The organism is Paenibacillus sp. GM1FR, from assembly GCF_002803315.1.
GTDB classification, from domain to species: Bacteria; Bacillota; Bacilli; order Paenibacillales; family Paenibacillaceae; genus Paenibacillus; species Paenibacillus amylolyticus.
Genome location: NZ_MKZL01000054.1, coordinates 310,385 through 333,299, shown reverse-complemented (window position 1 = coordinate 333,299; position 22,915 = coordinate 310,385). Strand labels below are relative to the sequence as shown.

19 protein-coding genes are annotated in these 22,915 nt (G+C 46.0%); all 19 read right to left on the bottom strand.

Translation table 11 applies throughout. The features are described from left to right. Positions 1-124 precede the first annotated feature (124 nt). The gene (dut, locus tag PAEAM_RS25730; protein ID WP_017689132.1) at positions 125-571 is read right to left on the bottom strand and encodes a dUTP diphosphatase; all 447 of its coding nucleotides are present in this window, start codon (positions 569-571) and stop codon (positions 125-127) included. After that, positions 531-1,814, bottom strand: coding sequence for a M16 family metallopeptidase (locus tag PAEAM_RS25725; RefSeq protein ID WP_076318531.1), 1,284 nt, complete (start codon positions 1,812-1,814; stop codon positions 531-533). Before PAEAM_RS25725 ends, dut begins: the two co-directional genes overlap by 41 nt. A gap of 99 nt (positions 1,815-1,913) precedes the next feature. Further along, positions 1,914-2,909 carry a polysaccharide deacetylase family protein gene (locus tag PAEAM_RS25720; RefSeq protein ID WP_100529409.1) on the bottom strand — a complete coding sequence of 332 codons (996 nt, stop codon included), beginning with the start codon at positions 2,907-2,909 and terminating at the stop codon, positions 1,914-1,916. Positions 2,910-3,084: 175 nt separating this feature from the next. Beyond that, entirely contained in the window at positions 3,085-5,187 is a 2,103-nt protein-coding gene (pnp, locus tag PAEAM_RS25715) for a polyribonucleotide nucleotidyltransferase (RefSeq protein ID WP_036609294.1), read from the bottom strand. Positions 5,188-5,446: 259 nt separating this feature from the next. Continuing rightward, on the bottom strand, positions 5,447-5,716 hold the full coding sequence (gene rpsO / locus PAEAM_RS25710) for a 30S ribosomal protein S15 (RefSeq protein ID WP_017689136.1): 270 nt from the start codon (positions 5,714-5,716) through the stop codon (positions 5,447-5,449). Beyond that, complete coding sequence (locus tag PAEAM_RS32570; protein ID WP_256719971.1) at positions 5,694-5,828, bottom strand: hypothetical protein; 135 nt, start codon at positions 5,826-5,828, stop codon at positions 5,694-5,696. The genes rpsO and PAEAM_RS32570 overlap by 23 nt, the downstream gene beginning before the upstream one ends. 47 nt (positions 5,829-5,875) lie before the next feature. Further along, complete coding sequence (locus PAEAM_RS25705; RefSeq protein WP_430213079.1) at positions 5,876-6,814, bottom strand: bifunctional riboflavin kinase/FAD synthetase; 939 nt, start codon at positions 6,812-6,814, stop codon at positions 5,876-5,878. Between the two features lie 70 nt (positions 6,815-6,884). Next, positions 6,885-7,808 carry a tRNA pseudouridine(55) synthase TruB gene (gene truB / locus PAEAM_RS25700; protein ID WP_036609301.1) on the bottom strand — a complete coding sequence of 308 codons (924 nt, stop codon included), beginning with the start codon at positions 7,806-7,808 and terminating at the stop codon, positions 6,885-6,887. Further along, on the bottom strand, positions 7,802-8,779 hold the full coding sequence (locus PAEAM_RS25695) for a DHH family phosphoesterase (RefSeq protein ID WP_036609303.1): 978 nt from the start codon (positions 8,777-8,779) through the stop codon (positions 7,802-7,804). Before PAEAM_RS25695 ends, truB begins: the two co-directional genes overlap by 7 nt. A gap of 19 nt (positions 8,780-8,798) precedes the next feature. After that, positions 8,799-9,158, bottom strand: coding sequence for a 30S ribosome-binding factor RbfA (gene rbfA, locus PAEAM_RS25690; protein ID WP_017689140.1), 360 nt, complete (start codon positions 9,156-9,158; stop codon positions 8,799-8,801). Between the two features lie 25 nt (positions 9,159-9,183). Next, positions 9,184-11,769 (bottom strand): translation initiation factor IF-2, encoded by a 2,586-nt coding sequence (gene infB, locus PAEAM_RS25685; protein WP_100529408.1) that lies wholly within the window; start codon positions 11,767-11,769, stop codon positions 9,184-9,186. Then, positions 11,762-12,091, bottom strand: coding sequence for a L7Ae/L30e/S12e/Gadd45 family ribosomal protein (locus PAEAM_RS25680; RefSeq protein ID WP_017689142.1), 330 nt, complete (start codon positions 12,089-12,091; stop codon positions 11,762-11,764). The genes infB and PAEAM_RS25680 overlap by 8 nt, the downstream gene beginning before the upstream one ends. Further along, positions 12,084-12,389: an RNase P modulator RnpM gene (rnpM, locus tag PAEAM_RS25675; protein ID WP_100529407.1), complete on the bottom strand. Its 306-nt coding sequence runs from the start codon at positions 12,387-12,389 to the stop codon at positions 12,084-12,086. The genes PAEAM_RS25680 and rnpM overlap by 8 nt, the downstream gene beginning before the upstream one ends. Positions 12,390-12,414: 25 nt before the next feature. Then, a complete protein-coding gene (nusA, locus tag PAEAM_RS25670) occupies positions 12,415-13,512 on the bottom strand; it encodes a transcription termination factor NusA (RefSeq protein WP_036609309.1) in 1,098 nt (365 codons plus the stop codon). Positions 13,513-13,635: 123 nt separating this feature from the next. Beyond that, entirely contained in the window at positions 13,636-14,097 is a 462-nt protein-coding gene (rimP, locus tag PAEAM_RS25665) for a ribosome maturation factor RimP (RefSeq protein ID WP_047842499.1), read from the bottom strand. 256 nt (positions 14,098-14,353) lie between these two features. After that, a complete protein-coding gene (locus PAEAM_RS25660) occupies positions 14,354-18,673 on the bottom strand; it encodes a PolC-type DNA polymerase III (RefSeq protein ID WP_100529406.1) in 4,320 nt (1,439 codons plus the stop codon). A gap of 152 nt (positions 18,674-18,825) precedes the next feature. Further along, on the bottom strand, positions 18,826-20,280 hold the full coding sequence (gene proS, locus PAEAM_RS25655; protein WP_100529405.1) for a proline--tRNA ligase: 1,455 nt from the start codon (positions 20,278-20,280) through the stop codon (positions 18,826-18,828). 62 nt (positions 20,281-20,342) lie between these two features. Beyond that, the gene (gene rseP / locus PAEAM_RS25650; protein ID WP_036609317.1) at positions 20,343-21,614 is read right to left on the bottom strand and encodes an RIP metalloprotease RseP; all 1,272 of its coding nucleotides are present in this window, start codon (positions 21,612-21,614) and stop codon (positions 20,343-20,345) included. Positions 21,615-21,727: 113 nt separating this feature from the next. Further along, on the bottom strand, positions 21,728-22,867 hold the full coding sequence (locus PAEAM_RS25645) for a 1-deoxy-D-xylulose-5-phosphate reductoisomerase (RefSeq protein WP_100529404.1): 1,140 nt from the start codon (positions 22,865-22,867) through the stop codon (positions 21,728-21,730). Positions 22,868-22,915 lie beyond the last annotated feature (48 nt).

The following is a 22,915-nucleotide window of genomic DNA, read 5'->3' as shown; positions in this document are numbered from 1 at the left end:
TATCGTATGCAGGGGCCCACAGGGGGGTGAAAACAATAATTGCATTCCACCGTCCGTTTCTCAAATGTAAAAAAGAGCCGCCCCTGTCAGGGACGACTCTAAAGAATGAGTATATTTACGCTGCTTATTTCCCGGTATGACCGAATCCGCCTTCGCCACGTACCGTTTCCGAAAGTTCATTCACTTCCGTCAATTCAACCGCAGGCACGGTCTGGAAGACGATCTGTGCAATGCGCTCTCCCCGTACAATCGTGAACGGTTCCTGACCCAGATTAATCAACAGAACTTTAACTTCTCCGCGATAATCCGCATCAATAGTCCCCGGTGTGTTGAGGCAAGTAATTCCATGTTTGAAAGCCAGTCCGCTCCGAGGACGGATCTGTGCTTCCAATCCAGCTGGCATTGCCATCGCAAGTCCGGTAGGAATCAGCGTACGCTGACCCGGCTGCAATACAACATCTTCCTGGAGTGCAGCTACTACATCAAAGCCGGATGCCAGCTCCGACATTTTTTGAGGTAGTTTAATATCTTCATTGCCCGGCAGTTTCTGTATTTGAACGTAATGCAACAAAATCATCCCTTCTCAATCCAGCGATCGTCTTATCTGAAGCGCCAACCATAGCAAGTGCAAAAGGTTCAGCAAACATCAGATCAAGTACCGCGTTAATATCGTCCATGGTAACTTGCTCAATTTTGGTGATCATCTCATCCAACGTATGGTGTCTGCCCAGCATGAGCTCGTTTTTACCCAGACGATTCATGCGACTGCCTGTGCTTTCCAAGCTCAGAATCAAGCTACCTTTCAGCTGTTCTTTTCCTTTACGAAGCTCATCTTCGGACAAGCCGTTTACAGCCAAGTCGCGTAGAACCTCTTTGGTCAGATCGAGCACTTCTTTGGTCTGTTTCGGTGCTGTACCTGCGTATATCGTGAAAAGTCCGCTGTCCGCATGAGAGCTATGATAGGAATACACGGAGTACGCAAGACCCCGTTTCTCACGAATTTCCTGGAACAGTCTGGAGCTCATGCCTCCACCAATGGCGTTATTCAGAACAACCATAGCGAATTGCAGCGGATCTCCGATTTTACAGCCCGGGAACGAAATACAGATATGATTCTGTTCCGTTTTCTTTTTGTGAAAGAGCTGTCCGCTTTGGAAGGCTGGCATCGTGACTGCTTCCGATACTCCATTTACATCAAAAGCACCAAAATGCTTCTCCATCAGATCGATTACACTGTCATCAATATTACCTGCGATACTAATGACCGTGTTCTCAATCGTGTAGTGCTCCTTCATATATGCACGCAGATGGCTGGAATCCATCGCTTTGAGGCGTTCTTCCGTACCCAGGATCGGGTATGCGAGTGGATGCTCACCATAGGCGGCCAAGGCCATCAGATCATGAACCATATCATCAGGCGTATCTTCATACATCGAGATTTCTTCCAGAATGACGTTTTTCTCCTTGATCAATTCACCATCATCCATTTTGGAGCGGAAAAACATATCAGACAATACATCAACCGCAATCGGCAAATGTTCATCCAACACTTTAGCATAATAACACGTATATTCTTTGGAAGTGAATGCATTCACGTTACCGCCAATCGCATCGAACTGCTCCGCAATCGCCTTGGCATCATAACGATCTGTTCCCTTGAATAACATGTGTTCAATAAAATGTGATACTCCGTTACTTGCAGGTTGCTCATTACGCGAACCTGTCTTGACCCATATTCCGAAAGACACAGAACGGCAGGTCGGTATCTGTTCCATGACAACTCTGAGGCCATTGCCCAGCTGAATTTTTTTCATGGTTGGCCCTCCTACATCTCTATAATTGCCTTGATCTCAACCTTGAAATTGAAATCGACATTTGGTTCCAACTGTTTGATATTAACAAAAAAACAACGTTCACTCAACCGTAGAGGTATTTACACGTTCCGAAGACAGCGTCTCACTTACTGTTCCGAGCACCAGACCTTTGGCCCGTATGGATTGAATCATGCCCTTTAAAGCTCCCGAAGAAGCAGCTGTAGGGTGCATTAGAATTAACGTTCCAGCCTCAGTATTTTTAGCAATTTTGGCAACAACGGCATCCGGGCTTGGCTTACGCCAATCCACAGTATCTACTGTCCATAACACGGTTTTCAGTCCCATGGATGAAGCAATGTCAACGGTCTTCTGATTAAAGTCACCGGATGGCGGAGCAAACCAACGATTCTCTACGCCCAGTGTTTTATGGAGCAGATCCTGGGTTTTGCTAATTTCCAGCTTGGCCCGTTCTGCGCTCAATCGACTCATATTAGGGTGAGAATATGCATGGTTGGACATCTCATGCCCACGTTTCTGAATTTCTTTGGCCAGTTCAACATTTTTGCTTAACCAACTTCCATCCAGAAAAAAAGTAGCCTTCACTTTCTCGGCATCGAGCGTATCCAGCATCGGTTTAATGTATTCGTTCCCCCAGGCCACATTAATCATAAAAGAAACCATCGGTTTGTTTGCATTCCCCCGATAGATCGGATGTGCACCCAAATCCTTAAGCTGGATCTCCGGTTCAATCTGACGGTAGACATACGCTATTTTGGTATTCAACGTTCCACTCAGCGCCTTACGGTATGTCGCTTCCACATCAATCTCCATGCCATTATAACCAGGAATCGCTTTCCATACCCGATCCACTCTGGCATTTACCGGAGCAATTTTCGTTTCAGCCGCTTTATCCCGAATCGCAGACAACAGCGCATCTTCTCCAGTTGCCTCCTTAAACATGTCAAAAGCATTTTGCGTACCTGGCCCATCACGGATCTCCGTAATGTATGTACGTACACTGCCAACTTGTCCGATCAATATGACCGCAGTCACACCCGCCAGAACAGCCGCCAGCTTTTTGGATTGGTTTCCCACAGCTCCATCCTCCCGCCGTCTTTGTCCCCATCATATGAGGACAAGGGCAAAAATATGAATGCTAAGCCATGGTTTCATCCTTGCTTTACGTATTTAAACGTTAAAAAAAGAGCCAGAAATTCACATTCTGTCTCTTCATTCAATCTATCCATTTATAACCTGTCGCTTCGGTATCCTAGGATTGAGCCGGAGCTTCAGCAGTCAAAACTGCTTTACGGGACAAGTTGATTCGACCTTGTGGGTCAATTTCCGTTACTTTTACCGTAATGGAATCACCGATAGCTACAACATCTTCCACTTTGGCAACACGTTCAGTTGACAGTTGCGAGATGTGTACCAGACCTTCTTTGTTAGGAAGTACTTCAACAAATGCACCGAATTTTTCTACGCGTTTTACTTTACCGACATAAATCTCGCCGACCAATACTTCGCGCACAATACCTTCGATGATCGCTTTGGCTTTATCATTCATCTCCTGGTTGGAAGAAGCGATAAAGACACGTCCATCCTGTTCAATATCAATTTTAACACCGGTTTCTTCGATGATTTTATTGATAATTTTACCACCTGCACCGATCACATCACGGATTTTGTCCGGATTGATATGCATCGTTGTAATTTTTGGCGCATATTGTGATAACTGCTCACGTGGAGTTTTCAAAATTTCGTTCATTTTGCCCAAAATGTGCATACGGCCTTCTTTGGCTTGCGCCAATGCATCAGACAAAATTTGACGATTAATACCAGCAATTTTGATGTCCATTTGGATTGCAGTTACACCTTCAGGTGTTCCAGCTACTTTAAAGTCCATGTCACCGAGGTGATCTTCCATACCTTGAATATCACTCAGAATGGATACATGATCTCCGTCTTTGATCAGACCCATAGCTACACCCGCAACTGGAGCTTTGATTGGTACACCTGCATCCATCATAGCTAAAGTGCTGGCACAGATACTTGCCTGAGATGATGAGCCGTTGGATTCAAGAACTTCAGATACCAAACGAATCGTGTATGGGAAATCCGTTTCGGAAGGAATCACTTTGGAAAGCGCGCGCTCACCCAGAGCACCATGTCCGATTTCGCGACGGCCTGGAGCACGCAATGGACGCGCTTCGCCTACGCTGAATGGTGGGAAGTTATAGTGATGCATGAATCGTTTCGTTTCTTCAAGACTGATTCCGTCCAAAATCTGAACATCACCCAGTGCACCAAGTGTACAAACGCTAAGTGCTTGCGTTTGCCCACGCGTAAACAGTCCTGTACCATGTGCACGTGGCAGCAGAGATGTATCACATTCAATTGGTCGAATTTCAGCAAGTCCACGTCCATCTGGACGAACTTTATCATGCGTGATCAGACGACGCACTTCTTCTTTGACGATATCGTGCAGAACTTCCTTCACGTCTTTGAACAATTCCGGACTTTCAATATATTTCTCTTCAAAGTGAGCAACGGTTTCGTCATTCACTACATCGATTGCATCTTGACGAGCATGCTTCTCGGCGATTTTAACCGCTTCGACCAGACGAGCGCTGGCGAATTCACGCACACTGTTGTTAACTTCAGCATTAACGGTACGCAACTTAACAGCCATTTTTTCTTTTCCAGCAACTTGCACAAGTTGTTCGATTACAGCAATAATGTTTTGGATCTCATCATGTCCAAACATGATTGCTTCGAGCATCACTTCTTCCGCCACTTCGTTTGCTTCGGCCTCAACCATCATGATGGCATCCTTGGTTCCTGCAACAACCAGTTCAATATCACTAACTTCAAGCTGTGCAATCGTTGGGTTAATGATGAACTCGCCATCAATACGTCCAACTTTCACGCCACCAATCGGTCCGCTGAATGGAACATCCGAAATGCTCAATGCTGCTGATGTACCAATCATTGCAGCGATTTGCGGTTCGCAGTCCTGATCCACACTCATAACGATATTCAGAACTTGTACATCATTCCGGAAGCCTTCCGGGAACAAAGGACGAATTGGACGGTCTGTCAGACGGCTTGAAAGAATCGCTTTCTCACTCGGTCTGCCTTCACGTTTAATAAATCCTCCCGGGATTTTACCTACGGCGTACAATCTTTCTTCATAGTTCACCGTTAATGGGAAAAAGTCCAGATCTTTCGGCTCACTTGATGCTGTCACGGTACACAATACCACGGTATCCCCGTATGTTACCTTAACGGCAGCATTAGCCTGCTTGGCCAAACGCCCGGTCTCAAGCGTAAGTTTTCTTCCACCAAGCTGCATTTCAACACGCTGTTCCATGAAACCCCTCCTTTTATTCGTTCCTAATTCAATGGATTCTGCATATTCACAGTATTTCCTGCTTGTCCTGCATTCATTAGCTATGTATGGAACTTTCAACATGCTAACCTGCACAACAAAAGCTCCTCACGGAGCCCCATCTACAAATATATGGCAACATGTTCATCTACAAAACAACCCGGCTGTAAGTTCCGCTTGTCCTTTTAGACAAAAGAATGACGGATAACAGCCAGGTTGATTTTGAAAACATGTACGATAATTAACGACGCAATCCGAGTTTTTCGATCAGTGCGCTGTAACGTTTAACATCTTTGTTTTTCACATATGCCAAAAGCTTACGACGTTGACCTACCATTTTCAAAAGTCCACGACGTGAGTGGTGGTCTTTCTTATGCGTACGCAAGTGGTCTGTCAAACTTGTGATGTTTTCCGTAAGGATAGCAACTTGCACCTCTGGAGATCCTGTATCGGACTCGTGAGTTTTGTGCTCGTCGATCAGTTGTTGTTTACGTTCTTGAGTCAATGCCATCCTGTTCACCTCCTTCAATATAATCGCCATTAGCCTCGTCACCGCCGGTGAGAGCAAGCAACCAAGCCAAGGTTAATGTTGTCTCAATCGACAACGTAGTACAGTATATCATAATTGCCTAGTTAAAGTAAATGTAAACATGCATTTAATCCTGAACCTTTAAGATAACAGGCGGCCGGCAGTTAATGCATCTTCACGAATCTGGCTAATTAATGCATCAATGGAGTCAAACTTTCGTTCTGCACGAATATAGTGAACGAGCTCAACCTTTAGTTCCTGGTCATATAAGTGTCCATCAAAATCAAGCAGGTGCACTTCAAACGTAGGTTTCATCCCGCTTTCGTGAAACGTAGGTTTCACACCGAGATTCATTACCCCACGCAGTTCCTGTTCGCCATACTGCACACGAACAGCGTAAACACCCTTCGACGGGGTAACGTAATGATCCGTGAGTTCAAGGTTGGCTGTAGGAAATCCAATCGTTCGTCCACGCTTCTCCCCGTGAATGACGGTTCCTCTGATGCTGTAAGGTCGGCCAAGCCAATGACTGGCCTCATCCATCTCCCCACGCTTCAACAGGCCACGAATGAGAGAACTGCTTACTTTTTCACCATTTAACAAGAAAGGAGGAACGGTTTCCACCGTCATCTCTCCTTCTCCCAAAGTACGAAGAAGTTGTTCATCCCCTGCACCCTTGTGACCAAAACGGAAGTCAAAACCCACCACCGCTGTTCGTGTCTGAAGAGGAATCAACAAGTCGTGTACGAATTGTTGCGGCGTCAACCGTGAGAAATCCTCATTGAACTCCACCACATAGAGTACATCAACGCCCATTCCTGCCAAGATCTCTTCTTTATCTCTCAAGGGAGTTAAATAACCCTCGTAATCCCCTTTGCGCATAACTTCCTTCGGATGTGGATGAAAGGTCATGACCGCTGCCTGCATGCCCGTTTCCCGCGCAATGCGGACAGCTGATAAAATGACACTTGCATGTCCGAGATGCAGTCCGTCGAATTGACCAATCGCAAGCACTTGGGGCAGTGTGCTCAGCTCAGTCGAATGTAACGTCTGCGGATAGGTTAGCATTACGGTTTTCACAATCATTCACCTGCATTTCACTAGATAGGCCAAGCTAGAGCATCACCACAACTCCAAGCCCGAAACCTCTTTATTCCGGCAAAAAGACTTTAACTGCCCTCACCGTTGGTTTTAGTTCATCCCGCTCAAATATCCCCAGAAACGTACCATCCTGAGCATACAACCGCAGCAAACCAGGTTGCTCCACAGGCGGTTCCAGAAGACGCGCAGACAGTTTCTGACCTTGCAGTGCTCCTTTGGTCAGTTCTTCTCCAACCTTGTGGGCCGGAATTGAAGCAATAGCCTCGTCAACAGGAATCAGCGCCTCCGCCAAAGTCCCGTCAGCCATAAGTTGTTCCACTTCTTCAATACGAAGACAACGATCTGCAGAGATACCTGCCGATATCGTACGTTCCAGTTGAACCATGGTCGATGGATATCCGAGTTGCCGGCCAATGTCTACACACAATGTCCGAATATAAGTACCTTTTGAACATAAGGCCCGGAAGGATATATCGGTGGTCTCACCCTGAGTCTCAATCCCAGTAAGTTCGAGCTCATAGATTGTGACCTCACGGCTCTTACGCTCTACCGTCTTACCTTCACGAGCAAGCTCATAAAGACGTTTTCCGTCTACCTTTACCGCAGAATACATGGGTGGTACCTGTGAGATCGTGCCCAGAAACTGCTCAAGCACCTGTTGAACCTGTTCCTGTGTTACTTCCACAATCGTTTCAGCCCGCTCGATGACTTCCCCTGTCATATCCTCTGTGTCAGTAGACAGTCCCAATCTGAGCGTAGCCAGATATTCCTTCGGAAGCTCCTGCATGTACTCCACCACACGTGTCGCCCGTCCAAGACAGAGCGGCAGAACGCCTGTAACTTGTGGGTCAAGTGTGCCCGTATGCCCAATGCGCTTCATTTTGAGAATGCGACGCATTTTGGCTACAACATCATGAGAAGTAAATCCCGCCGGTTTATATACCGGAAGTACACCTTCAAATGGCTTTACCATTGTGAATTCACCTGCTTCAGTACTTTTGCGATAATATCATCAAGTCTACCTTCCAGACGACATCCGGCTGCGAGCACATGCCCGCCTCCGCCAAAGGTCTGTGCTAGTGCAGCAACATCAATTTTACCAGCTGAACGCAAAGAAACCTTGACTGCATTCTCGTTGATGACTTTGAAAAAGATACCAACTTCCACGCCCTGAATGTTGCGCGGATAGTTCACTACCCCTTCAAGATCTTCATTAGCTGCTCCACAAGCCACCATATCATCTGGTGTAATAACAACCCAGGCTATCTTTCCATCATCTGTCATCTGCAGGCTTGATAGTGCCTGATTCAAAATCCGAACTTGCGGAAGAGTCACCTGCTCCAACAAGGTCTGGGCGAGATAGGGTCCATTCACGCCATGTTCAAGCAGTCTGGAGGCCGTTTTCATTACATTTGGGCTGGTGTTGGCATAGCGGAATCCACCTGTATCGGTAAGCAATCCTGTATAAACTGCCGTCGCAACATCTTGATCCCATGTTACTTGGAACAGGTTAAGAAAATCGAACAAGATTTCAGCCGTAGCAGCAGCATCTGACTTAATGATGTTGACTGTACCATAACCGTCATTTGTAGGGTGATGATCAATATTCAAGATAACAGCATCATCTTCGAAATAATGACGTGTCAAACCTACTCTGGCAAAGTCTGCACAATCCACACAGATAACAGCTTTATATTTTCGCTGCGGTGGTTGTTCGGTCATGTTCACAATGTTGCCTGCTTCCCACAAAAATTGCATGCGCCCGGGGATTTCACCTTCATTAATCATCGTGAATGTCTTACCCAGACATGACAGCAGCCAGCCCACCGTTACCGTCGAGCTGACTGCGTCACCGTCCGGCTGTACATGCGACACGACCAGGTAATCATCATGCTCCAGTAGAAATTGCTTTCCGGCCTGGAGCGCCTGTTCATAAGTGTGCATTGCCGTCTCCTCTATTCTGTTACTGGGATTCGTTCTTGTCGGAACCAATATCGCCAAGCAGCTTCTCAATTCGGCTGCCATAAGCGATGGATTCGTCAATCTTAAATATCAACTCGGGAACATGCCGGAACCGGATACGTTTGCCCAGCTCCGAACGCAAAAATCCATTTGCTTTTGCCAGAGCTTTCAGCGTGTTATCTTTTTGTTCCTGTTCACCGAAGACACTCAGATAAACTTTGGCTTGCGACAAGTCTCCTGTCACTTCGACTCCCGTTACCGTAATAAAGCCGATACGTGGATCTTTCAGTTCAGACTGGATGAGCAGACTTATTTCTTTCTTGATCTGCTCGCCCACTCTACCTGTACGAATCTTAGCCATTGTTGTTCACCTCATGCTTCCTTGCTTATCGTTGTACTGTCTCCATAATGAAAGCTTCGATAACGTCGCCTTCTTTGAGATCATTATATTTATCAAGTGTGATACCGCACTCGTAACCTTGTGCTACTTCTTTGGCATCATCTTTATAACGTTTCAGGGAATCCAGCTTACCTTCGTAAAGGACAATGCCATCACGAATCAGGCGTGCTTCCGCAGAACGCGTAATTTTACCCGAGGTAACCATACAACCAGCGATGGTACCCACTTTACTGATGGAGAACGTGCTCCGAACTTCAGCATGACCGATAACTTTTTCTTTGTAGATCGGATCGAGCATACCTTTCATCGCTTGTTCAATTTCTTCGATAACACTGTAGATCACGCGATGCAGACGAATGTCTACTTGCTCTTGATCTGCAGTTGATTTCGCCTGGTTATCAGGACGAACGTTGAAACCGATCACGATAGCATTGGATGCTGCAGCTAAAATGATGTCGGATTCTGTGATTGCACCAGCGCCGCTATGAATAATTTTCACGCGTACACCTTCAACTTCGATCTTCGCAAGGGAACCTTTCAATGCTTCAACCGAACCTTGTACATCACCTTTGATGATTACGTTCAGATCTTTGATCTCGCCATCTTTGATGTGCTGGAACAGATCATCCAACGTCACACGAGTATGCGTACCCAGATCGGATTCACGTTGCGTGATCGAACGTTTGTCAGCGATGGAACGCGCTTTGCGCTCATCTTCAAACACCATGAATGGATCTCCCGCACCTGGAACTTCAGTCAGACCTGTGATTTCTACAGGTGTTGAAGGTCCAGCTTCTTTCAATTTTCGACCTTTGTCATTGACCATCGCACGAACACGACCGAAGCAGTTACCTGCAACGAAAGCATCGCCGACTTTCAATGTACCGTGCTGTACGAGGATACGTGCAACTGGGCCACGTCCTTTATCCAGCTCGGCTTCAATCACTGTACCACGGGCACGTTTGTCCGGGTTCGCTTTGTATTCGTTCACTTCTGCAACGAGCAGAATCATTTCAAGCAGACCTTCCAGACCCATTCTTTGTTTCGCTGACACGTTAACAAAGATGGTATCTCCGCCCCACTCTTCCGGAACGAGTTCATAGCTGGTTAATTCTTGTTTCACTTTATCCGGATCAGCGCCCGGCTTGTCAATTTTGTTGACAGCAACGATGATTGGAAGCCCGGCAGCTTTGGCATGGTTAATCGCCTCAATTGTCTGTGGCATAACACCGTCATCCGCAGCTACGACAATAATCGTCATATCCGTAACTTGTGCGCCACGTGCACGCATTGCTGTAAACGCTTCGTGACCCGGAGTATCCAGGAACGTGATCTTTTTGTTGTTAATTTCAACTTGATATGCACCGATATGTTGCGTGATTCCGCCTGCTTCGCCATCGGATACATTCGTGGAACGAATCGCATCCAGCAAAGTAGTTTTACCATGGTCAACGTGACCCATGATCGTAACTACTGGTGGACGAGCTTGCAAGTCAGCAGCATCATCATTCTCTTCCAGTGTTTCGAAACGGTCATCTTCAAGCACAATCTTCACTTCAACCTCAACACCGAATTCACCTGAAAGCAGAAGGATCGTTTCGATATCAAGCTCTTGGTTGATTGTTGCCATAACACCCATAGCGATGAGCTTTTTGATAACTTCGGAAGCATCCTTATGGAGCAGCTTCGCTGTTTCACCAACGGTCATATCACCACGAACGATGATTTTCTTAGGTGTGTTATCAATTTTCTCACGTTGTTGGTACTGTTGTTGATTTCTGTTGCGGTTGTTCTTGCCACCACGGTTACCACGGAAGTTGCCGCCACGGTTGTCATCATAACGACGTCCACCGCCACCGCTGTTCGAACGGTTTCCACTATTGTTGTTGCTGCCAGTAGTACCACCTGGGCCGCTTCTACGTTGGCCTTGTCCTTGGCTCTGACCTTGGCCACCACTACGGTTGCCGCCAGTACCGGTGTTTCCACCAGTGTTAGGTCCTGAAGGTCTTGCTTGACCGCCACCACTGCTGTTTGGACGTTGTCCCGTACCTTGCGGACGGGATGCAGTACTGCTTTGCCCACTTTGAGCTGGTTTTGGACGGTTACTTGATTGTCCCCCTTGGCTTGAGCCTTGGGAAGAGTTCGTTCTGTTGCGACTGTCTTGGCCGCTGGGTCTTTGAGTGCCATTGTTATTGTTGGAATTTGGTCTATTGTTCATACCTACCTGCTTTTCCTGTTGTATTTTTGTTTGTACGGGACTACCGGATGGGTTGCTGCTAATCGGCGTGTTCACTCCGCCGGCCGGCTTGTTGCTGTCCACTGGTTTGTCACTGCGTACTGCCGAAGTTGCAACTGGTTTTGCATCGTTGCCTTGTTTGGAAGCAGCAGTGGATTTTATATCTTTAAAAAATTGTTCCACCTTACCGACTGAACCATTCTCCATGACACTCATATGATTGTTTACGGGAATTTCCAGCTTTTTAAGAATGGTTATAATTTCTTTACTACTCATATTAAGGGACTTCGCATATTCATAAACCCGCAATTTATCCTTGTTTTCCTGTTTACTCAATATACTCCACCTCCGACATTATACCGACTTGCTTGGAGATCATTTTTGCAAACCCTCGATCCGTTACTGCAAGAACAACACGCGTGTCTTTACCGATACTTGAACCCAGACTATCCCGGTCAAATCCGATCAACAGAGGAACCTTATAAGTTCCGCATTTATCGCGAAATTTCTTTTGTGTATTGGCTGAGGCGTCACCCGCAACAATAACCATTTTAGCTTCGGAAGAACGGATCGCTTTAAGTACAATTTCTTCACCTGTTACAAGTTTACCTGCACGCATAGAGAGTCCCAAATAAGACAGCGTTTTAATATTAGTCATGTTCACGCTCCTGTGCTGCTATGAATTCATCCTCAACCGCGATGAAGTCAGCTGCTAATTGCTCGTAAATTTCAGGTGAGACTTTGCCTTTTAACGCCCGATCCAAAGCCCGGTTTTTGAGTGCGAGCTTAAAACAGGACTTTTTGCCGCATAAATAGGCACCACGTCCGGATTTTTTGCCAGTCAAATCGATCAGCACTTCATCCTCTGGCGTTTTAACAATGCGAATCAGCTGCTTTTTGGGCATCATTTCCTGGCATGCCACACATTTGCGCAGCGGCACTTTTTTTGGTTTCATACGTCAGCGCCCCCCGTACTTTACTTTAGTCGACGGAGACGGAATCCTGATGCATTTCAGAAGAAGAATCTTTTTCTCTGCCGAATTCCTGTTCCGCCTGGCTCTCGCTCTTAATGTCGATTTTCCAGCCGGTTAATTTGGCTGCTAATCTGGCATTTTGGCCTTTGATACCAATTGCGAGCGACAGTTGATAGTCCGGAACGATAACCCGAGCCATCTTTTCTTCCTCAAATACATGAACTTCCAATACTTTGGAAGGACTCAGTGCATTAGCAACATATTCGTCTACCTGATCGGAGAAACGAACGATGTCGATTTTTTCACCGCGCAGCTCACCCACAATGGTCTGCACGCGCATTCCCCTAGGACCTACACAAGATCCAACTGGATCAACTTCCTCGTTGCGGGAATGAACGGCAATCTTGGAGCGGAACCCTGCTTCGCGAGCGACGGAGCGAATTTCAACTACACCGTCAAAGATCTCAGGCACTTCCAGTTCAAAGAGACGTTTCAAGAGGCCCGGATGGGTACGGGACAAAATGATTTGCGGCCCTTTTGTCGTATTCTCGACCTTGGTGATATACGCCTTAATACGGTCACCATGAACAAACTTCTCGTTCGGCATCAATTCGGTCAGCGGTAAAGCCGCTTCGATTTTGCCCAGATCGATGTAGATATTGCGCAAATCCTGACGCTGCACCACTCCCGTAACGATATCTTCTTCCTTATCTACGAAAGCGTTGTAGATCAGGCCGCGTTCGGCTTCACGAATCCGCTGGGTCACTACCTGTTTGGCAGTTTGTGCCGCGATACGTCCGAAATCACGCGGCGTAACTTCAATCTCCGCAATATCTTCCAGCTGGAAGTGTGGGTTGATTTCTCGTGCAGCAGGCAATGAAATTTCGGTACGTGAATCCAGGACTTCTTCCACGATCAATTTACGGGCATACACCCGAATAACTCCCGTATTACGGTTCATGTCAACACGCACATTCTGGGCCGTGTTGAAATTCCGCTTGTAGCTGGAAATTAGTGCAGCCTCGATCGCTTCAAACAGCACATCCTTGCTGATCCCTTTTTCCCGTTCCAATTCATTCATTGCTTCAATAAAATCCGTACTCATGAATGTTGATCCCCCTTTCAAACATGGCATCTCATACGTAAAACGGCGAAAGGCTCTGAACTAATGAGCACCTTGCCGTTATCGTGAGATGTGTCTTTTTCATTAATAAAGTGAACAAGGCACTTAAAACAAAATAGCTAGGCGCGCACTGGCAACCTTATCATAAGAAATGGCATGCTGTTTTTTGCCTGCTTCGATCACGAGTTCCTCGTCATCAAAGGAAAGCAGCTTGCCTTCAAATTCCTTCAATCCGTTCACCGGCTCGTAGGTTGTAACAAAAACATTTTTGCCTACAGCTTTGGTAACGTCCTCAGGTTTTTTCAGTGGACGCTCCGCACCGGGAGAAGACACTTCAAGGAAATAGATGGTTGGAATCGGATCGTTCTCATCCAGCTTGGCGCTCAGCTTTTCGCTGATCAAGACACAATCGTCGATGTCGATGCCACCCTCTTTGTCGACATACACCCGTAAAAACCAGTTGCTGCCTTCTTTGACGTATTCGATGTCAACCAGCTCGAAGCCTTGTTCGTTCAAGTAGGGTTGGATCATTTCTTCCACGGTAGATTTAATGTTCGTTGTGCTCAAAACCAATAACCTCCAACTTAGGTTACACCAGCAAAAAAGCACTGGCAGATTATTCAATACCCAAGATTCTTGTATACCAAAGACTAAAGAGTGGGTTTCCCCACTCTTTAGAAATTCGTACTATCTCGTTCACTTCAAAAATTATAACATAGTCTGGTAATAGTGACAAGTAAGCGATGCTTCAGGCAGTTTACTTACTAATGAAGGAAAAATTACGTTCCCCCAACAATCGCTATGGTTAGATCCAAATTCAATCCTAGAAAAGGGAAAGCTGATTGCTCTCTGGCAAGCCACGGAAACATCCCATATTCGACAGGAGTTCAACAATGGTCTTACTTGCTTTCGACTTCTGCTGGAAGTCTTCCACCGACAGGAATTCACCATGATCTCTTGCCGCAGCAATATTGCGAGCTGCATTATCCCCGATTCCTGCCAAAGCTGAAAATGGAGGGATTAGTGTTTTTCCGTCAACGATGAACTTTGTCGCTTCTGAACGGTATAAGTCAATGGATTTCAGCGAGAATCCGCGTGCTGCCATTTCCAGACCCATTTCCAGGACAGGTAACATGTTTTTCTCTTTTGGAGGTGCCTGGAAACCTAATTGCTCAATTTCCGTAATTTTGCGATAGATCGCGTCATATCCCTGACACATCAGTTCGATATCAATCTCATCAGCTCGAACAGTAAAGTAAGTTGCGTAATATTCAATCGGATGATACAGCTTGAAGAACGCCGTACGTACTGCCGAAATAACATAAGCGGCCGCGTGAGCCTTCGGGAACATGTACTGGATTTTGAGACACGAATCAATGTACCATTGAGGCACTTTACAATTCTTCATCTCGTCAATCCATTCCTGTGGCAGACCCCGTCCTTTACGAACACTCTCGGTAATCTTAAATGCCAGACTTGCGTCCATTCCCGTTTTATAGATCAGAAATAACATGATATCATCCCGACAACCAATTACCGTCTTAATGTTACACGTTCCGTTCTTAATCAGATCCTGAGCGTTTCCAAGCCATACCCCTGTACCATGGGACAATCCGGAAATCTGCAGCAAATCGGCAAAAGACGTCGGCTGGGATTCAACAAGCATCTGACGTACAAACTTCGTTCCCATCTCCGGCACGCCAAACGTTGCGACTGGCGACCTAATCTGTTCCGGTGTAACACCCAAAGCTTCGGTTGAGTTAAACATGCTCATAACTTTCGGATCATTCATCGGAATGGTCGTTGGATCGACCCCTGTCAAATCCTGCAACATCCTCATCATAGTTGGATCATCGTGCCCCAGAATATCAAGTTTCAGCAAGTTTTCTTCAAAAGCATGATAATCAAAGTGTGTCGTTTTCCACTCCGCATTAACGTCGTCAGCCGGAAACTGAACAGGTGTAACGTCTTCGACCTCGATATAATCAGGTACTACGACAATACCACCGGGATGCTGGCCAGTACTCCGTTTCACCCCAGTACAGCCAGAGGCCAAACGATTCAATTCAGCTCCACGCCATTTCTTCTGATGATGTTCCTCGTACTTCTTGGCAAAACCAAATGCTGTTTTCTCAGCCACCGTACCGATGGTCCCCGCACGGAAAACACTCTTCTCACTAAATAGTACTTTCGTATAGTTATGAGCATGAGGCTGATAATCACCAGAGAAGTTCAAGTCAATATCGGGAACTTTATCTCCTTTAAATCCAAGGAAGGTCTCAAACGGAATATCCTGGCCTTCTCCTTTAAGTGTGCCACCACAATCCGGACACTCTTTCTCTGGAAGGTCAAATCCACTCCGAACACTGCCGTCCAGGAACCACTCGCTGTGTTTGCATTCTGAATTCACACAAATATAATGAGCAGGTAGTGGATTAACCTCGGATATACCCAGGAATGTAGCAACAACAGAGGAGCCAACCGATCCCCGCGAACCTACGAGGTAACCATCCTGATTCGATTTTTTAACCAAGCGTTCCGAGATCAGATAGTTGGCAGAAAAACCGTATTTAATAATTGGAATGAGCTCTTTCTCTAGTCGTGCAACGATTACTTCTGGTAATTCCTCGCCATAGATAGACTTGGCAGTGTCATAGCAGGTATTACGGATTTCTTCGTCCGCACCTTCCAGAATTGGAGTAAACAGTTTGTCCGGGAATAACTTAATTTCCTCAAAGCGGTCAGATAACTCTACCGTATTTGTAACAACGACTTCGTAAGCTTTATCTTGGCCCAGGAACTGGAACTCTTCCAGCATTTCCTCTGTCGTTCTGAAATGTGCATCCGGTTTACGTTGATCTTTGAGTGGACTAAAACCTGTAATTCCGTGAATGGTAATATCCCGATATAACTTGTCACGCGGTTCCAAATAGTGCACGTTACCTGTGGCTATGACCGGTTTATTAAATTTTGCACCTATATCGATGACTTTACGGATCGCTGTTTTGATTTCTTCGGGTGTAGCCACCAACCCTTTATCCACCAAATGCATATACATGGTAAGTGGTTGGATCTCCAGTATGTCATAGAACTCAGCGATCTCTTCCGCTTCTTCGAGCGATTTGTTAAGCACCGCTTCGAAAAACTCCCCTTTTTCACAGCCCGATATAATAACAAGGCCTTCACGCAAATTAATCAGTTTTGATTTGGGAATGCACGGTACCCGCTTGAAATGTTCCGTATGAGAGAGAGATACCAGCTTGTATAGATTTTTCTTACCGACATCATTTAATGCATAGATTCCACAATGGAAAGGTCTTGTATTCGACAAGTCGACACCTACATAATCGTTCAAACGATCAAGCCTCGTTAATCCTTTCATCTGAGCAGCATCATTTAATAATCCGATCAGTATACCCGCGAGTGCAATCGTATCATCAATGGCACGGTGATGACTTTCCAGCCCAACCTTATATTTATCTGCCATCGTATTCAGACGGTGGTTCTTATTTTTTGGAAATAACAATCGCGCCAGTTCCAATGTATCAAGGACAGGGTTAGGTAGCTCTGGCAATCCAATTTGTTTCAGGGAAGCCTGAATAAAACCCATATCAAAACGTGCATTATGCGCAACAAGTACACCATCTCCGGCAAACTGTACAAACTCTCGGATAACAGGCTCCAGCTCAGGTGCGTCTTTTACCATGTCATCATTAATATTGGTCAACTGCTGAATGTTGTAGGGAATGCGTTCATGCGGATTCACAAACGTTGCAAACCGGTCGATTTCTTTACCATCTTGCATCTTCACAGCGGCAATCTCAATGATTTTGTTCTGTGTTACCGACAAACCTGTGGTCTCGATATCAAATACGATGTATGTTGCTGTTTGCAGATCCAATGGCTGAGGAGCCATTACAACGGCAACAGAGTCATTCACGACATTGGCCTCGAGGCCGTAGATCATTTTAATCCCGTTTTTCTTAGCAGCCTTGGAAGCCTCGGGATATACCTGCACCCCACCATGATCAGTGACTGCAATTGCCTTATGTCCCCACTCTGCTGCCATTTTCACGTATTTGTCGATTGAAGTTACAGCATCCATCGTACTCATCGTAGAGTGCAAATGGAACTCCACCCGCTTCTCTGGTGCATTATCTTTGCGAGACGGCGGTGCTTTAACTTCAATCAGGTCCGATGGAATCATGGCCAGTTCAGGAATTTGCATAAACCGGTCATATTCTACACGACCACGCACTTTTACCCATTTACCGTTAGCCAACAAACTGAGAATTTTAACATCCTCTTTTGTTTTGGCAAACATCTTCATTTGCATGGAGTCCGTGAAGTCGGTCAGGTAGAAGGTAAACAACGTATTTCCGTTTCGCAGTTCTTTACGATCCAGTCCAAACACCGAACCTTGAAGCGTGACCTTTTTCTCTTCATCCTGGATTTCCTGCATAGGTACTGCTGGCTCCTTAATGTCGTAACCCATTTGCAAACGCAGATCACCCTGCTCCTCATCCACCGGGATTTCTGTGTCCACTTCACTCATCATCTTCTCGATGACCTCAAGTTCTTCTACACGTTTTTGGGCCTGGAACTGTTCCATGGCCTCTTTATTACTTCCCACTTCACCCACTTGCATCTTGATGCGAAGAGGTAGATGAAAGTATTTTTCATAGAATTTTGTAATAGCTTGATCAATCTGTTTCTTACGAGCCAATTCCATCGACGTTGCATCACTCATTGTCAGTTGAAGAAGATCCTCTTCACATTCAAAGGTTGTCCGGTTCATCCAACCATTTACAGATGGAATCTCACGGGTAACCCACTCCAGAAACAGATTCCAATATTCACTGACGATATCACCATTTTGTACTTGGTCCGTATATTTGAAGCCAAATGAAATTTTGGCGATATGATTCATTTTCTCTTGAATATGCAGGCAAAATGTGCGATAGATTGGAGCGGGTACTAACGTATCCTTTGCAATGAGAATATTCCATTCCCGATTACTTCGATTAGTCTCTACTTGTTCAATCCATCCATCCAAAAAATAGGGCTCTAACAGACCAGCCGGAAGCTCTGCCTGTTTCATCAACAACTCAAACCGTTTTCTTTTCTCCTCGAATCCGCTCATCGTGTTCCTCCTTGTACCCCCTTAAAGCATGAAAAGCCCCTGCATTCAAAAATGTCACCGATCCGAACTCGCACCGACTCATTTTATCCGACAGAAGCTCTCCATTCATTACTTAAACGGTGAATAAGTGCTTTTCGTCAAGTGATCCTGACTTAGTATGCTCTTGCAAACACAACCGTGTGTTCTGCCTGTTCACCACAAGCCAGGCACGTATGCTTTTCTTCAGCAGGCTGGAACGGAATGTTCCGGCTTGTTGCACCTGTAACTTCTCTTACTTTATCTTCGCAAGCTTCTGAACCGCACCATCCGGCCAGTGTAAACCCGCGTTTATTTTCCATCAGTTCTTTCATCTCATCGAGTGTATCCACGGAGTAGAAGTTATCCGACATAAATGTGCGAGCACGCTCTAACATATCTACCTGGATCTGTGTCAGCATAGCCTGGATCTCTTCTACCAGGTTTGCTTGTTCTACCACTTTCTTCTCACCTGTGATCCGTGATACGAGTACACAAACGCCATTTTCCATATCACGTGGACCAATCTCCAGACGAATCGGAACACCGCGCATCTCGTATTCGTTGAATTTCCAACCTGGGCGAACATCGCTGCGATCATCCATTTTCACACGAACTCCAGCTTTTTTCAACTCAGTGAACAACTCATCTGCACGCCCAACAACAGCATCACGCGTTTTCGGAGGTCCAATTGGAATCATGACCACTTGAGTCGGTGCGACTTTAGGAGGAAGTACGAGACCACGGTCATCTCCATGAACCATAATTAATGCACCGATCAAACGTGTGCTTACTCCCCATGAAGTAGTGTAAGCCAGCTCCAGCACATTATTCCGGCTAAGATACTGGATTTCAAATGCTTTTGCAAAGTTCGTCCCCATGTAGTGAGATGTACCTGCTTGTACTGCACGTCCATCCTTCATCATGGCTTCGATCGAGTAGGTATCCACCGCACCCGCAAACTTCTCGGACTTGGTTTTCTGACCCACAATTACAGGAATAGCCAAGTATTCCTCAACCACTTCACGATAAATCTGAAGCATTTTCATCGTTTCTTCACGTGCTTCTTCTTCCGTCTCATGCGCTGTATGACCTTCCTGCCACAGGAACTCACTTGTGCGAAGGAAAGGCAATGTTCTTTTTTCCCAACGAACTACGTTAGCCCACTGGTTGATCAGTACCGGAAGATCCCGATAAGACTGAATCCACTTGGAATACATGTGACCAATAATCGTTTCGGATGTAGGACGGATTGCCAGACGTTCTTCCAGCTTCTCTCCGCCAGCTTCCGTAACCCATGGTAATTCAGGGTTAAAACCTTCCACGTGCTCTTTTTCCTTTTGAAAGAAGCTCTCAGGAATGAACATCGGGAAGTATGCGTTGCGATGACCCGTTTCCCGGAAACGACGATCCAACTCATCCTTAATATGTTCCCAGATTTCAAATCCGTCTGGTTTGAACACAATACAACCGCGTACGGGTGCATAGTCCATGAGATCAGCTTTTTTGATAACATCAATGTACCAGCGTGAGAAATCCTCACCCTGTGGTGTGATTTCAGTCACGAACTGTTTATCATTTTCCTTTGACATAAGACTCCAGCGTCCTCCCATAACGACTATCTCTGAATGTCCAGAGCGTAGTCCAACCGTAATTATCCGTTAATTAAACGTAATATATCATTGTAAGTTACTGCCAGCATCAACACAAACAACATCGCAAATCCGACGAAATGCACCATGCCTTCGCGATTGGGATCAACAGGTCTGCCGCGCAGCGCTTCAATTCCCAAAAATACCAGACGACTGCCGTCCAGTGCAGGTATTGGTAGCAGGTTGAAAATCCCAAGGTACAGACTCAAAATCGCTGCCCATCTCGTTAACTGTTCAATCCCTTGTTTAGCAATTTGTCCTGTCACTTCAAATGTGCGAACTGGACCACCGATATCATCCATGTTGAACTGATTGATCAGATGTTTAAAACCTTCAAATATTATTTTGGTTGTATCAACCATGGCCACGCCTGAGACTTTAAATGTCTCTACAAATCCAACAGATCGGGTTGGTAACGTAGGTACGATTCCCACTTTACCGCCCTCTTGTCCTTCTACAGCACGTGGAGTAATCGTTATATTAAACGTATCCGAACCCCGGCGCAGCGTCCATTCCATCGGCTTGTCTTTGGAATCGGCAATCATCGACACCATTTTTTGTGAATCCGTACCAATTGCAGTACCATTGATGGTTTCGATAATATCGCCCTTTTGCAGGTTCGCCTCATCGGCTGCCCCACCTTCAAGCACTTCACCAATTACAAGATTTTTTGGATTTTCCACTGGAACTCCTGCCATCTGGGCATATACAGCAAACAGCACAAAGGCCAAGATAAAGTTCATGAGTGGGCCCGCAAAAATAGCCAATGCACGCTGTCCAACAGTTTTGCTGCCGAATTGACGATCTTTCGGTGCAATCTGCGTTTGTTTACCACGACTTACCAACATTGCTTGAGGATGAATACGATACTCCTGAATCTCTCCATCTACATCGAGTTGAAGCTTCAGCGCTCTCTCCATATCAATGGAGATGACTTCACCACGTATTACATTTTTACGGTTATCCAGCTGATCCAGATAGATCATCTTCACCTGGTCATCCGCTGATCTTACCGCAATGGTCTGTCCTTCCTGGATCTCTACCAGTTCCGGATCTTCCCCTGCCATCCGTGCATATCCACCAAAAGGCAACAAACGCAATGTAAACTGGGTCTCGTTTCTTTTATATGAGAACAATTTGGGACCAAAACCGATCGCAAACTCCCGTACAAGAATACCGGCGCGTTTGGCAAAATAATAATGCCCCCATTCATGAACCGTCACGATGACAAAGAACATGAGCACCGTTAGAAATACCACTTGTATGGTTTCCAATCCCTATCCATCCTCCTTCACGGCACATACCGCAGTCTGTCCCTCTAGATTATCATTATTCTCTGATGCCGCACAAGAGAATCACTTCTTCCAATTTGTAATGAAAAAAGAGATTACAGACTGGCCGCAAGCTTACGGCTCTCCTGATCACAACGTGCGATCTCCTGCAGATCAGGCTCGTCCACAGTGTGGTGTGCTTCCAGCACAGAAGCAATAATATTTTCTATTTTAAGGAATGAAATCTCTTTACGCAAGAAACGGGCTACAGCAACCTCGTTGGCTGCATTAAACGCCGTTGTTGCGGTTCCTCCCATTTTACCACACTCATACGCCATTCTTAAACACGGGAACCGTTCCATATCCATATCACGGAAATGTAATTTCCCAGCTTGAGCAAGAGACAGACGCTGTGCCGGTGATGGCAAGCGGTCAGGGTAAGTCAGTGCATATTGAATTGGAACTCGCATATCCGGATTCCCCAGTTGTGCGATGATGCTTGTGTCATCAAATTCCACATATGAATGAATAACACTCTCTGGGTGAAGCAATACATTAATCTGATCATATCGAAGACCAAATAACCAATGTGCTTCAATGACCTCAAGACCCTTGTTAACCATCGTTGCCGAGTCTATCGTGATTTTGGAGCCCATTGACCAATTCGGATGTTTAAGCGCATCCTCTATAGTCACGTTCTTCAACTGTTCACGGGTAAGATCACGGAATGATCCACCTGAAGCGGTGAGCGTGATGCCTGTCAGGCGTTCTCTGTTTTCACCATTTAAACATTGGAATATTGCAGAGTGCTCACTATCAACGGGCAGTAAAGAGACTCCTTTGGCAACCGCTCTTGTCGTAACGATATGCCCCGCTGTAACCAATGTCTCCTTATTGGCCAGTCCGATCTGTTTGCCTGCATCTATGGCAGCAAGCGTTGACTCCAATCCAACACTGCCCACCACCGCTGTAACAACCGTATGCGCATCGGTTCCTGCCGCAACTTCTACGAGTCCCTCGTTGCCATAAAATAGTTGCGTTCCTGCTGGCAAATGTGGAGCTATCTTCTCCGCCAGTTCTTTGGACCCCACTGATACTTTCTTCGGCCGGTAACGTTTGGTTTGTTCGATCAGCAGGTCTGTATTGCCTCCGGCAGCCAGTCCCTCCACTTGAAAGAGTTCTGGATGCATGTCAACTACATCCAGTGTCTGGGTTCCAATGGAACCGGTTGACCCAAGAATCGCAATTTTTTTCATGCTGCACCTCATCTTTAATTATCCAATGCCTACGGCGAACAATGCTGT

Bases quoted from the DNA above. Each gene is read 5' to 3' on its own strand.
- rnpM (WP_100529407.1), bottom strand. From the start codon at position 12,389: ATGAAACCAAAAAAAGTGCCGCTGCGCAAATGTGTGGCATGCCAGGAA.
- PAEAM_RS25645 (WP_100529404.1), bottom strand. From the start codon at position 22,867: ATGAAAAAAATTGCGATTCTTGGGTCAACCGGTTCCATTGGAACCCAG.
- PAEAM_RS25695 (WP_036609303.1), bottom strand. From the start codon at position 8,779: ATGCACACTTATGAACAGGCGCTCCAGGCCGGAAAGCAATTTCTACTG.
- rpsO (WP_017689136.1), bottom strand. From the start codon at position 5,716: ATGGCATTGACTCAAGAACGTAAACAACAACTGATCGACGAGCACAAA.
- PAEAM_RS25680 (WP_017689142.1), bottom strand. From the start codon at position 12,091: ATGACTAATATTAAAACGCTGTCTTATTTGGGACTCTCTATGCGTGCA.
- proS (WP_100529405.1), bottom strand. From the start codon at position 20,280: ATGTCAAAGGAAAATGATAAACAGTTCGTGACTGAAATCACACCACAG.
- PAEAM_RS25660 (WP_100529406.1), bottom strand. From the start codon at position 18,673: ATGAGCGGATTCGAGGAGAAAAGAAAACGGTTTGAGTTGTTGATGAAA.
- PAEAM_RS32570 (WP_256719971.1), bottom strand. From the start codon at position 5,828: ATGATATACTGTACTACGTTGTCGATTGAGACAACATTAACCTTGGCT.
- nusA (WP_036609309.1), bottom strand. From the start codon at position 13,512: ATGAGTACGGATTTTATTGAAGCAATGAATGAATTGGAACGGGAAAAA.
- pnp (WP_036609294.1), bottom strand. From the start codon at position 5,187: ATGGAACAGCGTGTTGAAATGCAGCTTGGTGGAAGAAAACTTACGCTT.
- PAEAM_RS25725 (WP_076318531.1), bottom strand. From the start codon at position 1,814: ATGAAAAAAATTCAGCTGGGCAATGGCCTCAGAGTTGTCATGGAACAG.
- rbfA (WP_017689140.1), bottom strand. From the start codon at position 9,158: ATGGCTAAGATTCGTACAGGTAGAGTGGGCGAGCAGATCAAGAAAGAA.
- truB (WP_036609301.1), bottom strand. From the start codon at position 7,808: ATGGTAAAGCCATTTGAAGGTGTACTTCCGGTATATAAACCGGCGGGA.